The sequence below is a fragment of the Paenibacillus polymyxa genome, assembly GCF_018614975.1.
In the GTDB taxonomy this organism is placed as follows: Bacteria; Bacillota; Bacilli; order Paenibacillales; family Paenibacillaceae; genus Paenibacillus; species Paenibacillus polymyxa_E.
Map to the genome: position 1 here is coordinate 23,403 of NZ_JAGGNR010000004.1, position 13,703 is coordinate 37,105.

Here is a 13,703-nt window from a genome sequence, read left to right on the forward strand (position 1 = left end):
TATCTTCTCCTTTTATTTAGTATAATGAGGTCTACTGATGACTATTCATCGCTTCATCTACGGATTGTTTGGCTTCGATCTCATTAACTCCCTGCTCCAGAAGACGACGCATTGCAATTGCTTTGTATACCGTTGGGTTAGGAACCACGAATGCACCAAGTTCTTGCAAATGTTGCCTTGCGTGTTCTACCATTTAATTCCCTCCTATAGTACTCAGTTGATCTATTGCCGATTTTCATCGTACCGTAACAGTATAACGAAATTGAAAACTGGTTCGTGTAATAAATGCACATACCACATGAGATTAGTTTAAATGTTCATGCTCAAATACATCACTAAATTCAGTTTTCAAAGTTTGCATACTGTTTTTTGTGATTACCACTTAGTATATAGTATACCTCTCTTTCATTATCTCCTATGGTTATCCATCACTGAACAAAAATTTGCACAAAAAAGGAGCCAATTTCCCGCTTCCCCACTTCTCCCTTTTCAGCTAACCGTCTGCTTAAAATCATCAATTATCTCTGACAACTGATACATCTCTCTCATTTTAGATGTCGGCGACCATTCGGCATGATCAATAAACTCAACAATGCGTATAAGCGACTGTTTAGCTTCAGAACTAAGCATGCCACTCCCTAAAAAATAGCTATTCTGAATTAACACCTCGGAAAGCGAAAATGGTCTCTCCTCTTCATCTAATTCATAGAGCAAAGTTGCAACCAAAACCGCGCTTGGAATCCGCAATGCTTTTGCCAATGCAAGGATCTTTTTAATGCTCGGGCTGTCTCTTTTGCCGCTTTCGAGTCGGTGGATATAGCCAGCACTAACTGATCCACCACTGGCATTTTCAAGATCCTTTAGCGAGTAATTGCGCAACTTTCGATAATGCTTGATCAAAAGTGCGAATTTATCAGAACCGCCTGTTCCTTGTTCAATCTTTTCTTCTGTCATGTGTCCCTCCATTATTATCCTTGTTAGGAATCCTGATTTGTTTTTAACCCTACATCATAGTCGCCAATAGGATTGATCATAATTTTATGGAGAGACGGTTAACGATTGTTCTTAAACCCTACTGCTTTTCCAGCTTAGTTTCATCTGATTCTTGTAATACAGTCTCCTTTTTATACTGTTACTGATCTGTCCAGCAGATAAGTTGTCCATTAATGCATTTATACTTTTAGCCTATCAACTACGCCAATGACGGCATGAATGTTATTCGAATACTGTTCACTTAGCAACTTGATTGACCTACTAATTTCCCCGCTTTCCATACCCCGATTAATCATGTTGCCGCCGTCGATTTAGTAGTAAACAATTGAGTTGTTTAATGTAGAGAGATTTATTATCAATCCTTACTACGGCTGCCCCTATATAAAATGTAAAGATCCCTTAACATCTCCAAAGCAAGTTGAAAAAGCGACAATTTTTGAAACATATGCATCGTCGCAACAAACATGAGAAAGAAAGTAATTTGCATAAAAGGTCTGTTTAGCAGATCGTGACCGTACATTTGATAAATCCTTTGGTTTAAAAACAATAAACCTCCTCCTACCATTAGCCGAACTGCCAGAAATAGCTTCTCTGGTTCCATATTCGTTTCGTTCCCCTCCTAAAATCAACGATCTGTTTAGTCTGATTCCTGCACTTTAACTCTCTTCAAACAAATAAAAAAAGCACAGATCCCCCCTTAAGGTAAGATCGGTGCTTCCGATTTGGAGTATTCGATTTAGTTGTCTTCATTATACCTGTTACTTCGAGTCAAGTAAATAAACCCTTAGAGTGATTGAGTATAAATTTGTCAGTTGCTCCCTCGCCATCATAATGTTTCTTCTGCTTTATTTCAAATCAACAATCTCAACAAGGATTTGAAAGCGATACTTAATTGCCTGCAATGCAAGTATGCTGTTGCGGTCATCAAGCGTGTTAAAGAGATATCGAATTTCGCATTCTGCATCCGAGCCATACAGACTAAATGCCAGATCAACTAAGCTACGAGTACCGCCAGACAAAAAAGCCTCGTTGTACGCCTCCAGTCTTATAGTGTGATCCTCAAAATTGTAAAGCATCTCGATGTTTCTATGCAACAGTTCTGCTCCTGAAAAAATGTAAAAAAGTGAGCGCCTTTCAACATCCTTGATATTCGTTTTGTCTCTTTCGCATAAATCATTGAATCGTCTTTTGTGCTCGTCTGAATGAAATTGCATACATATGCCTCCTTGTTTGTTGGTTTATACCTTATATGCATGCAAGCTATCAAAAACAAGTATCACATCTATGAAATTGATTCAATGTTGTATTGCAGTTTTAAGTATTGTTATCCTTATTCGCATCCTCTCACTTCGCTCCTCTCCTGTTTCTATTATTATTGTGAATAGATGACGGTTAAAACCTGAAACCCCTTATAAAACGAGGGTTTTCGGCTCCTCCAAGTATGTGAATAGATGACGGTTAAAACTTGATAGAAAACAAAAAAACCTGGAGCTTAGATTTGCTACAGGTTTGATGTATTAGAAATTCAAATTATAAATAGAATGCTTGATCCCGTTCCTGTCTATTGTCTTTTTTGTAACGAACCCCTTCTTGTGAAGGCTGGCTGTCATTTTGGAAATTGAATCATGACCCTTCTTACCAATTTTTTGAGCGATGTACTTTTGACTTGCCCAGCAATCAGCTCCTTTCTGAGATACAATTTTGCTCAGAAAGCTGTACAATTTTAACTCCCCATCAGTAAGATCATTCAGCATCAATTTAACCGTTGCATTCTCAAGGGTAGTAAAGCCAGAAACGGAATTAAAGAAGGGATTTAAGTAATACACATACCCTTCGCCAGCTCTACGATTCCCTCTGCGTTTAGTGACATGCCCTTTTAAAACTAACTCCTTCATATTTCGCTCCAGAGTTCTCTCGGAAATTTGAGCGTACTTTTGGATGTCCAACTTGCTAAAGTTTTTGGTTTCCTCCAGGCTTTCTCCAAGCTTCATAGCCAAGTAAATCCGTGTTGCACAATCAGATAGAACGCTTAGATCATCGAAAAAGTCATTCGAAATGATGAGTTTGTTTTTTTTCGTATAATTTTCAAACTCTAAATACCCATATGCACCGCGAAGCTCCTCCGTATACTTGCCATGTTTGCCCTTAAAGTCTTTTGCATATATTCTGTCTGTCTCTTTGAAAATGTGGGATGCATCCAGACTCGGTGAGCATCTTTCTCCCCAGCAAACCATAACGTCCTTAATCGTCTGGATATTTAAGCCAAGGCTGTTCCGCAAAAACGGAATGATGAACATCATCACTTTATTCCGCAACCCTTCCTGGCTTCCAGCAAGCATCTTTTGTACGGCATCAGGAAGCCGCTCGAAGTCCAGCATATTGTAAACGGCTTTAAGGGTTTCAACCTTTATCTCCCCAACCACTTCAATTTCCCGTTTGTTTCTCTCCTTTTTTCCTCTCCTGTCTGTATCGATTAGCGGTGTAGTTAGAATAGATTTTACCTGAATCTCGCTCAAAGGCTCTATCTGATTAATCAGATCGGGCAGACTGTTCAGCTTCTCGAAAACCTCAGTGACGTGATACCGCTTCTCCGTCCAATAAACATCCGTCGTTGGAACAATCTCTGGTTTTGTCATGCTATAATATTTACTATTACGATCAAGAGCCTTGCAATTGAAGGAGTAAGGCATTCTAAGGACTCTGGCAGGGTCTTGTACTGCCTCATCAACTTTAAAGCCCTTCGCAAGCATCAGAGTAGTAAACTTCTTGTAGATTTCCTTATCTGTAACCCTATGATTTAGCAGTATAGAACTTTGATAGCCGTGCCCCGAAAAAATATCAATTGTTTCAATACCCAAATCTATTAGCCGTTGTTTTTGAGACTGAAATTCTTTTGCCGTTATGCCGTCAAAATCCATTGGTAAAATACTCGTAAACAAGGCATTTTCATTATTCACCTTTCCTTTTTCATACTTTTTCCCATCCTTCTTGAAAACTTCCAAGCCATAGTCAAACGCAAAGCTCGAAAAGTATAAGTCTACTCCTTTGCCATTCATAATCTGGAGAAACTTTTTTAGTTCCGAGGTATCCTTTTCGCCGAGGTGCCATGTTCCGAAGCTCCGTAGATACTCTCTTATGGATGGATCTCGCTTAACTGGTCTAAGCTCGACTCTTCCCTCGTTCCAGTGCGTATCCTCTAATTGTGGATGTACTGCCTTCAAAAACCTAATCTGTTTCTCTGCTTGCTTGTCTATCTGCCCATCCGTCAAGACTGGCACTTGGTTAAAAATCTTCATTTCTTTCATGAAAAATAGCCCCCTTTGTACAGGAGGCTTCAACTGACCCATTCTCTTACATTCACTCATCTGCGAAATATCAAACCATCTCAAGCAATTGCAAGATTATATTTCTTAATTATCCGTAGTATAATCATTACATAGTGTGAATGAAGAGAGTGCTTACACAAACACAACTTGGCGGGAGTGTCGAAGCCTCTCTTTTTTGTTTTTATTCTTGTAGTCAAGGGCAACTGATTTGATAACTATTAATGCCTTCAAGCAAGTCCGACCATCCAATCAATGTTAAGATGCTTGTCAGCTTCAATTTTCACAAACCGATTTAGCTCTACAATGTAGTACCAACCCGCAATCGCCATATCCGCTCTCAGATCAGCCTCATCAACCATCAACTCACTCGCCAGTTGATTTAGCTCCCGATATTCCTCTTTCATTAGCTCCATGTTTAATAAATCCGCTCTATCATTCGTAGACAGCCGATAGATTTGATGCCCGTACATATACTGCACCCCCTTGTTTTTAATTTTTTATATTTTATGCAGAAAAAGAAGGATGCAATCGAATTATGTTGCGGAAAATGCTTATAATATAGAGTTAAAAACAATAAAGGATGAGCAATTATGTGTATCAAAAACAGCAACGTTAAGGAGGATCACTGAGGCTCAAAATCGAGAAATTTCAGAAAAACATATTTTATATACGGAGGTATTTCGAAATGGAAAAATTGGTAATGTATAAGGACAAATTCTTTTTTTTGCAATCAATTAATTTTGATAAATACGATATGGAGTTTGCTATTTATAATCTTGCTAATGAGCAGATTGGGAGCACGTTTTTCGGATTTAATAAAGGCGCTAATCCTTTTGATAATGAGGTAGAAACAGATGAGTTTATGGAATGGGTACAGGACGAGTCTCACAAAATTGAGGCGGAATTCAAGTTTTTGTTTGAGTTTTTTCATCCTGTCGAGGCGGCGGACGAGCTTGGATTTGCAGCACCTGAGTTGGCAACTATGATGCAGGAAAAATGGAACATTTCATATGAGATCATGGACGCAATCCTTCCTTGAGGTAGCAAGCAATAATTTCGGCAAAGAAGACTTCCTACATACATTAGGAGGTCTTTTGTTTTGCCACAATTCTTCGACTCATATATGAAATTTAGCTAAACCAACAAAACAAACATTAACGAAATTTATAATTCGTTAACCTTGCATTAGAATAGAATTACAAGGGAGATGTAGATGATGAATAGAACGGTATATGATTACACCCATGAGCGAATTAGTTATGGCTTCAATGAAAAAAATCCTGTGGTGATTGAAAAAGAGACGGATTATATCCTATCCAAAGTTTTAGCCAGTTTTGCAATATTCTTTCAGGATAAAGTTGTAGGCATCAAGGTTTCGAACGAACAATTTACATACACGGCAGAATACCTCTTATCTCCGACTCACAAAAAAAATCTGATAACATGGCTGGATCGAGTCTACGAAATCAACTCGCCAGTTAGTGAGTTAGATTTCGGGAAATGGAAGATTGACCTTGACACTTGGTATTATGAATTAGGCGGTGTGTCTATTGAATATATCTACCATGACGACTACCTACTTACCGCTTCGGAAGCCGCAGATCTACTGGGCATTTCAAAAGTGACGTTACGCAAATACGTAAATCAAGGGTTAGAATGCCAAGACAACAATGGATCTCACAAGAAAATTCCTAAGCATGCCGTCGAAATCATGCGGGATACGGTTTATGCCATACGGATGCAAATGAATTATCAGAAGAAAAAAAATTAGAACAAACTCCTCAAGAGCGTCTATTTGAAATTAATCAAGAACTGACTGAGTTGCAAATGCGGCATGGCAAGATGACTTACCAAGAAGCATTTAAAGGCATAGCGGAGGGGGATTTGGATGATCCAATCGACTGCTATCGTTGGAAAGACTTAATTGAGGAAATGGAAGAAATTCTTAAAATTGTGGGAGGAACTAAAGGAATTTGATGTATACTTGAATGTCGAAAAGTAGTGCTGATTGATGGCTCTGCTTTTTTTGTGTATAAAAAAAACAAGCCGCGAGGGGGCTTGCTTCTTCTTTAATGGGTTTTTAAACCCTTACAATCTTTGTAGGAGTATTTAGCTCCATTCTTCTTTGATTTGGTAAAAACTTAATGAAATTCCCGCCAGTCAATACTATCCAAATTATTTTTATATGCATATTTCAGCACTTCATCAACATTCAATTCGCCATCGTAGGAAGATTTTTCGCAGTGAGCACATTAAAAATGAGGAATAATGTTAACCGTAATTTTTATTGTTCCAATGAAAAAATCTCGATCACCTATTCGAATTTGTTTTTTTGACCACAACGACAAATGGATTCCATTTTTGAAACATGAGGGTTTTCAGTCACAAGCATAATCCTCACCTCTTTCTTAAAACTATTATATAGAGTTTCCTTAGAAAAGAAAATTACAGCGTAGTATTGGAAGAGAGTCATTTTAGCGACTCTCCTGGTTTTTTACTGTGTAACGTGACTCTTGATATCATCTTTATTACTCCCGAGGACGATAATGCTTAAAGTTTTCATATCACACAAATATTCGGACTGATTCGGTTTATAAGAACTTCCATAGAAGTAACGGTAGGTGCTTACGATCATGTTATAGCTTCCGTCCTTTGCTGATTCATTCACGAAAATGGATCTTGTGTTTTCGAGATTAAATGCATTCCTTAACTGCATCTCATATACCTGACTGAGCGAGTCCCATGAGCCTGACTGAGACGGATTAGTCAGATTGTACGTCACATGATTCCCGTATTTATCAGCAAACGGCATTTTAACACTCAGGGTAGTTGGTGCCGTTACAGTTCCACCATACTGACGAGACACGGTTCTAAAGGAACAATCGCCAGGCCACCCTTTAGGCGAGTTGCGATACGTGTTTGTATCGAACTTAACGATATACTTGATCTCAAATCCATATCCAGCTTTGACCTTTGCTTGATCTGGACGAGCTAAAATATCCACCCAACCATCTCCACCAAGTTTATCTTTCGTCAGTTTGCTTCTGAACATAACATTTGTGATTTTGTACTCCTCGTAATAGCTTCTTGTATCAGTCCACGTATTATCATAGGTGGTTATGCAATAGCTACCCGATCCCCAACGGTTTGACCAGTAATAACGATAACCTTCTCGATCATGGATATAGTGAGTCTCTGACCATGTATTTCGGTTGTTTACGACCAAACATGTCTCAGGGTTCGAATCCGTCATATATGCCATTACTGCACTCGTATCGATGTTGTCAGCATACGGATTTGTTGTGCTTGTAGATGTTTCAATTATCCGCCTCGGTGGTGGGTTAATCTCTACTGTAAAGGCATTTGAAGTACCATTGGATCCCGCACTTAGCGAAACATTGGGTACAGTCCATGAGAATGGATAATCAACGTTTGCTGGAAGTGTAACGATTTCTTCCTTAACAACTCTACCATTCCGATCTCGAATTTCAATTTCCACATCTCGATCCGAGTTTTCAGGGTTAATGTTCGATGCTATGAATTCGAATGTCAGCGTCTCATTCAAAGTAGAAGATGGACCAATAACCGATGTAGGAACAATTGTGAAATTGCTTGCGCTCAGATTGTTCGTGGATCTCCATACTTTAGATGCTTTGTCGTTCGAAGGATCAGAACTTTGATTACCGAAACTTGCCGATGCGTTAAACCAATGGATTTGGAAATCCGCCTTAATGCTCGGTACAAGTGGTGTAATCGCATCTCTAATCTCAATGACTGCCGTATCACCATTAAAGGTTAGTGCCTTCGTTGCTGATACCTTGTCATGGTCAATATAGACGGTTCCTGTATCGTTCAGAGCGATAGAAACAGCCGCAAATGGGTTGTGATAATCGTTTGGATCACCAACCAGTTTGTTACCAGTGACTTTTTTCACTGTGATTCTCACACCATGAGTCATCCCTGGAACAACATCGTTTGTAACGTTTCCTTGATTATCAAGAAGCTCGATAGAACTTTCTACAAGTCCGATATCTTCTTCTTTAATCTTGAATCGAAGTCGCCCATCGTCGTCACCCGTGTAGATATTGTCATTGTAGAGCTTGAATCCTGGGGAAACCTCAGCACCCAAAACAAACTGCTCCTTAACCGTTGAAGGGACAGCAAATTCCCATTGTAGGATCTCTCCAGTAGTATCGTTCTTTGTTTTGTCGAAGGTTACAACTTGACCTACATTTATTTTGCTTATGGCTGTCGATGTATTCGTGTTAACTCCTGGGATAACATCTTCCGTTACAGCGGTATTCCATTTTCCAAGGATCATCGAATCATCGTCAAATGCCGCCATCTGCATCATTCTAATCGGCGTATAGCGAGTTGGGCGACCATCAAAGTCTTTTTGAACCATGTTTTTGACCTTGGCAGTAATGATTAGTTTTTCGCCAGCGGCAACCTCTTGGTTGTTGATTGCCCACGTTTTTGCGATGTTGTCGTTGTTGCTTGCATCGGCAGTCATTAGACCTACGACTTTACCCGATTTCTTATCAGAAACTTTGAATTCCACAACCCTAAGATTATTGCGAGGGGGCGATTTCAAAACAAAAACGGCGTAGTATCCAGAGCCATGCCATCCCACGGCGATGCCTGTCGATTGATCAGGATTGTTTTTGAGAGTGAGCTTGGTCGCCCAGTCAGCCGCATCAGACCATAAATCCATATTAGCTCTTCTTAGCTCTGGGTGCTGTGGAAAGAGGTAGCGAATAAACCATTGAACTTTTTGTTCAAATACCTCCCTATTTTCGCTAATGCTGACATCGTAAGGGGAAGCATCAACCTTTTGTGGATGACCATCAATCTCTTTCCAAGGCTCTCTCCACCAGTCTTTTTCAAGAGGATTCCAATTTTCAGTTGGATAATCTGCTGGAAAATACGGGTTATCAATAACAATCCCGCCTCCATCTCCTGAATACCCCAAATACCTCCACTCTAATTTTTGTCCAAAGTATGCTGACAATCGACTGGTATTCGTAATTGTAGTTGTCCCTGTATTATCACCCTGATAATCCATGACATCTGAATTAAAAGGATCAACCGAACCCTTTTTGAGATTTTGCCACAAGCCCTTCTCAGCTCTTACCAATTTCCAATAGTCAAGATTTGGACGCTCCACATTATTTTCATACATCAAGGAGTGATCCTGATTGTCGTTTCGTTGTTCAGCAGGTGTATCTTCTGTGATAGAGTACCAAGAAAACTTATTCATATGGATTTGTTCCCAAATTTGAGTTATGCCATATTTGCTATACCACTTTTCCTGCTCCGTATTTTTATTAAAAGTTATATACGTAGGCGGCTCAGTGTTTGGATCCCGAACATTAATGCCCATATTTATCCCATCATCCCAATGCGGGGTGGCAAGATCTTGAATCCCTGCTCCTCCGCCAAGGGCGGCATAAGAGTTTTGGATATTCAGTGTCCCAATAAGTACAACCGACAATAATACTGCTCCAGCTACTAAAAGTTTCTTCTTTTTCTTCATTTTTTCAGCCCCTCTCTTTATTTAATTTTATATTTATCCAGAATATACAACAGGGATAATCTGTTCTATACTGTTCGAGCTTGCAATATCTTATATGCTAAAATCAGCAAAAAAAATAAGAGCTACGGATCTCTCCGTAACTCCTACTTGCTGTTAAACTACAGATATTTATTTCTTCTTGTGTCCGATCTGGATGGAGAATGAGCCTTCGCTGTTCACAATATTAATTTTCCTCCCATCAAGAGTAAACGGCTTCATGTATTTATCAATATTCTTTCCATCGGCACCGTCTTGGACAATGTTGAATAGCTTCATATATTCATCGGGAAGGAAAAAATTAAAAAGTTCTCTTCCAATATAAGGAATTCTATTTGCATCATTTTCAGCCGTCTTGTCTCCATACCAGGCGGAAAATTGGATATCGACGTAGTATTCCGAATGGGTTCTTACTATAATTTTGTTTCCCACCTCCATATTCGTGATACCGTGGATATTGTACATGTAACCCTTCAAGAAGCCAAGCTCTTTTTCAAGAATTGCTTTGTCTTTTTGAAAGTCATCTGTCGATGTAGAGCGTATTTGTGGCGGACTCCACTCGGCAGAAACGGGGTATTTTAAATCAGGTTTCCACTCAGACGGTGTTGATGTCGGCGTCGGCGCTTGAGTAGGAGTTACTGGTACATCTTCAACATGCTCTAAATTTGCTGGAGTCTTGCCCACAATAACAAACTCCGCATTACCCTCTTCTGTGACTTCAACATCGTAACCCATTACTTCTTTCAAAAACTCAACAGGCACATAGAGCTTGCCGCTGATTTGTGCGGGTTTCATCGCCACTGGAACCGTGACGGTGTTAATCACCTTGGTCGCAATCGGAACAGCTTTGCCATCGACAATGACAGATGATTTACCTAAATAAACATTAATCTTTGTACCATCTTTCTTCGTGATTAAAGCAGAATGTTGCTCGTCAATCCAAATCAGCTTATCCCCCATGCCCCCAACTACAGCCTCAATGGGCACAAACAGTGTCTCTGTCCGCTCAACTGGCTGTCCTTCTGTCTTGGCAATTTTTATACCATCTACATAAAGCGTCTTAGTGCTTTGATCGGCCATTACCACATTAACGCATACTAATAATAAGATGGCAGACAATATAGCCGATGTAATCATTTTCTTTTGTTTATTCATTTCATCGCCCTCCGTTTATTTTTTCTTTATTGTAAAGTGCCTGGCACTACATGGACATAGATTTTGTGTCGAACCACGTCCGAGCTACTATTACGATGTTATACACCATTTGTACGCATTCATTCATACATAGTAATGACTAAATGCACAACATCTATGAAATTGTTCTTAACTCATTCTTAACTTTTGCGAAGATGCTCCCATTCTCCAGTCCTCTTTCGCCAAAATGTCAAAAAGGAGTTCAAATCCTTTTCGAATTCCCTCAGCAAATATCCCTCTACTTTCTGATCCGCCATGCTCAAATCAATCTGTAAAAGATCGATTAACTCTTGCTTCACAGGCTTTTTCTCCAGCTCATGAAATAGAGCCGAAATTGCAGTATCAAAAATGTAGCCGATACCAAGCTCTTCTCGCATCTGATAATACAAATAAAACGTCTCTCGATTCTTCAGCAAATACATAGCAAAAAAACGTCTGGCTCTATGGTTGCTATTAATTTTGGCTATAATCTGGCTGATCGTGTTTGTCTCAAATAGATGCTCCCACATTTGCTCCAGATACTCACCGAATGCCTCTTGATCAAATATCATCCGCTGTCTCCTCCTTTTCAAACTCAAGCTCATTGACGCCCCACTCGACGGCTTTTTTGACTCTCTCGGCAAATCTCAAGCTATTAGGACCCGTCATGTATTCTTCCTCGCAGTCCTCGCAGTATAGAATTGGAACATTTTTTATGATTACGATTCTATCCTTTCTCGCCCTGGCTGGTTCTTATATTGCAACCGAGCCATTCCTCCACATACACATTCCCTCTCCATTTGCTAATGCTCTCCTGTAGGTTTAATGATTATTTTGTTTTGCTCAGCAACGACAACGCATTTTTCTCCAATATTAATGTTTGCCTGTTTTAAAACAGCGGTGGGGATAATAAATACGCACTCCTCATCGTCGGCGATGACCTTTATAAATTGTTGTTGATAGTCCTGTTTCATTGGTAATTCCCCTCTCTATCGTCAATCATCTCAATACAGTTCGGTTGAAAACTCTATTAAAAAAAGAAACACCCAGCCATTTTGGCTGAGCGTTTTTGGAATTTATGTAATTGTTTATTAAGCAGATTTGGTTCCTGCATACTCAGCACCTCGATCAGATTGTTGTTATTTGATTATAAATCATTCCAATGTTTCATTCAACCAATATTTGGATATTGTTGCATTTATAACACCATTGGATTCATCAAAAAAATGGAGGATACCTTTAATTTAGACTCGGCATCCTCCATCTTTTAAAGACGTATTGGTGGTACATTAGTTTTTACTCTCCATTCCCTTGTAATCAACATTGTTAAAGCTCAACCTCTTCAATATCACCTACAATACCTATGCGTAATATTATTTTTTCCATATCCAGTTTGTCCATCGACACTTCTACTACATTCTGTGCGGTTGCATAGAATGTAGTCATGGAAAAAGCACCCAAAGCAATAACCAAACCAGCAACGATCACCGTCTCGATCGAGACGTATCCTTTTTTGTTTCTCATCCAATTCTTCAACATATATTCCCTCCTCTCTTCTCATTTTTATATATATAACAATCAAGCCTCGTATTGTTAATATACTCAGGGTCTCATTAATTCATAACGAACGAGCGTTTAATCCCTCTTAGTCTATGAATGCTCGAAATGCACCCGATATGGCTTGACTGGAGCTGACACGCACCATATTTTCCAGGTAGCGAAGAAAGCTACAATAGCTTTCCATCAGCAATTTGCCTTCAAAAAAGAAAAGCATTAGTGAAGTCTCAACGCGGATCCGACTCCATGGTGTAATATCCACATAATCGTAAACCTCACTATTTTTAAAAAAGCGGAATTCCTTTTCTTCCGCCAGCTCAATGATTTCAACAAGCGATTGCCTTTTTTCAATTTCTAAAAGTAGTTCAGAAAAATCCTCCGCATAACTCTGATCGTAAAGAGAGAACTGCTCGCTCAAAAACATATGCAACTGCTCTTGCACAACCGATTCCTTGATGATAAAGGAGATATTCTCCTCTGATTCCTCGAGATCAAAGAGTTCCAGGTTTATTAATTTGCCAAGTTCTCCTTTGATTTTTTCAATCGTTGTTTTCTCAATTTCTCTTTTTCCAATCAGCATTTGATGACAAATTCCCATTTGTAGATATTGTCCCATGTTAATACTCCTCCTCGTTTCAATGATGTTGTATCCATAACGGTATAAAAAAAGTCAGCCTAATTTGGCTGACCCTTGGCACAATCTATGCAGATATAATGGATTAATGGTCCTTGCATTGTATTGCACCTTGCTTAACATCGTTTTGAGCACAATCATACAGCTAAACCCAAAGACAGTCAACCATAATTTGGAAGGTGTCACCTTGTAAACAGTATAGGAATGTCTCATGCAATTGAGCACCATTAGTGCTAAAATCATTTCCAAATATCGAGAGGGGATTGAATATGTCGGAGCATCTGAAAAGCATTGAAATTTATGGAGTGGCTGTTAATAATATTGGAGTGAGTGCTTTTGATTCAATTGAAATGTTACATAGGAGATCAAGTCTGGACAAAGTTTTTGACGAACTCTCAAATTGCTAAGTAATAATGTGCAACTGATAAAAAATGCGAAAAAGATGTCT

At 39.2% G+C, this 13,703-nt stretch carries 14 protein-coding genes and 1 pseudogene; 3 read left to right on the forward strand and 12 right to left on the reverse strand.

Going from position 1 to position 13,703, the window contains the following annotated elements; all coding sequences use genetic code 11:
* Nucleotides 1-31: 31 nt before the first annotated feature.
* The 5 genes from J7E78_RS01355 to J7E78_RS01375 all read right to left on the reverse strand — a co-directional run bounded on the left by J7E78_RS01355 (nucleotide 32) and on the right by J7E78_RS01375 (nucleotide 4,789).
* Nucleotides 32-193, reverse strand: coding sequence for a hypothetical protein (locus tag J7E78_RS01355; protein WP_215074585.1), 162 nt, complete (start codon nucleotides 191-193; stop codon nucleotides 32-34).
* Nucleotides 194-489: 296 nt separating this feature from the next.
* The gene (locus J7E78_RS01360) at nucleotides 490-954 is read right to left on the reverse strand and encodes a helix-turn-helix domain-containing protein (RefSeq protein ID WP_215074586.1); all 465 of its coding nucleotides are present in this window, start codon (nucleotides 952-954) and stop codon (nucleotides 490-492) included.
* Nucleotides 955-1,838: 884 nt separating this feature from the next.
* Complete coding sequence (locus J7E78_RS01365) at nucleotides 1,839-2,207, reverse strand: DUF6075 family protein (RefSeq protein ID WP_215074587.1); 369 nt, start codon at nucleotides 2,205-2,207, stop codon at nucleotides 1,839-1,841.
* Nucleotides 2,208-2,510: 303 nt separating this feature from the next.
* Entirely contained in the window at nucleotides 2,511-4,298 is a 1,788-nt protein-coding gene (locus tag J7E78_RS01370) for a helix-turn-helix domain-containing protein (RefSeq protein WP_215074588.1), read from the reverse strand.
* A 248-nt stretch (nucleotides 4,299-4,546) separates the two neighbouring features.
* Entirely contained in the window at nucleotides 4,547-4,789 is a 243-nt protein-coding gene (locus J7E78_RS01375; protein WP_215074589.1) for a hypothetical protein, read from the reverse strand.
* Between the two features lie 215 nt (nucleotides 4,790-5,004).
* Between J7E78_RS01375 and J7E78_RS01380 the strand changes: the two genes are divergently transcribed.
* From J7E78_RS01380 to J7E78_RS29640, 3 genes are all read left to right on the forward strand, one after another.
* Nucleotides 5,005-5,358: a hypothetical protein gene (locus tag J7E78_RS01380; RefSeq protein ID WP_215074590.1), complete on the forward strand. Its 354-nt coding sequence runs from the start codon at nucleotides 5,005-5,007 to the stop codon at nucleotides 5,356-5,358.
* 174 nt (nucleotides 5,359-5,532) lie between these two features.
* Nucleotides 5,533-6,090 (forward strand): helix-turn-helix domain-containing protein, encoded by a 558-nt coding sequence (locus J7E78_RS01385; protein WP_251034748.1) that lies wholly within the window; start codon nucleotides 5,533-5,535, stop codon nucleotides 6,088-6,090.
* Nucleotides 6,091-6,161: 71 nt separating this feature from the next.
* On the forward strand, nucleotides 6,162-6,296 hold the full coding sequence (locus J7E78_RS29640; protein WP_285229339.1) for a hypothetical protein: 135 nt from the start codon (nucleotides 6,162-6,164) through the stop codon (nucleotides 6,294-6,296).
* A gap of 517 nt (nucleotides 6,297-6,813) precedes the next feature.
* Here J7E78_RS29640 and J7E78_RS01390 read toward each other — a convergent pair.
* The 7 genes and pseudogenes from J7E78_RS01390 to J7E78_RS01420 form a co-directional block, all read right to left on the reverse strand.
* The gene (locus tag J7E78_RS01390; RefSeq protein ID WP_215074591.1) at nucleotides 6,814-9,855 is read right to left on the reverse strand and encodes a hypothetical protein; all 3,042 of its coding nucleotides are present in this window, start codon (nucleotides 9,853-9,855) and stop codon (nucleotides 6,814-6,816) included.
* 168 nt (nucleotides 9,856-10,023) lie between these two features.
* On the reverse strand, nucleotides 10,024-11,046 hold the full coding sequence (locus tag J7E78_RS01395; protein ID WP_215074592.1) for a copper amine oxidase N-terminal domain-containing protein: 1,023 nt from the start codon (nucleotides 11,044-11,046) through the stop codon (nucleotides 10,024-10,026).
* Nucleotides 11,047-11,225: 179 nt separating this feature from the next.
* Nucleotides 11,226-11,636: a hypothetical protein gene (locus tag J7E78_RS01400; RefSeq protein ID WP_215074593.1), complete on the reverse strand. Its 411-nt coding sequence runs from the start codon at nucleotides 11,634-11,636 to the stop codon at nucleotides 11,226-11,228.
* A 97-nt stretch (nucleotides 11,637-11,733) separates the two neighbouring features.
* Nucleotides 11,734-11,790, reverse strand: a pseudogene (locus J7E78_RS29945) (YgiT-type zinc finger protein); the annotation flags it as partial.
* Nucleotides 11,791-11,867: 77 nt separating this feature from the next.
* Nucleotides 11,868-12,038 carry an AbrB/MazE/SpoVT family DNA-binding domain-containing protein gene (locus J7E78_RS01410; RefSeq protein WP_215074594.1) on the reverse strand — a complete coding sequence of 57 codons (171 nt, stop codon included), beginning with the start codon at nucleotides 12,036-12,038 and terminating at the stop codon, nucleotides 11,868-11,870.
* A 352-nt stretch (nucleotides 12,039-12,390) separates the two neighbouring features.
* Nucleotides 12,391-12,603, reverse strand: coding sequence for a hypothetical protein (locus tag J7E78_RS01415; protein ID WP_215074595.1), 213 nt, complete (start codon nucleotides 12,601-12,603; stop codon nucleotides 12,391-12,393).
* Nucleotides 12,604-12,709: 106 nt separating this feature from the next.
* Nucleotides 12,710-13,237 (reverse strand): hypothetical protein, encoded by a 528-nt coding sequence (locus J7E78_RS01420; protein WP_215074596.1) that lies wholly within the window; start codon nucleotides 13,235-13,237, stop codon nucleotides 12,710-12,712.
* Nucleotides 13,238-13,703: the final 466 nt, after the last annotated feature.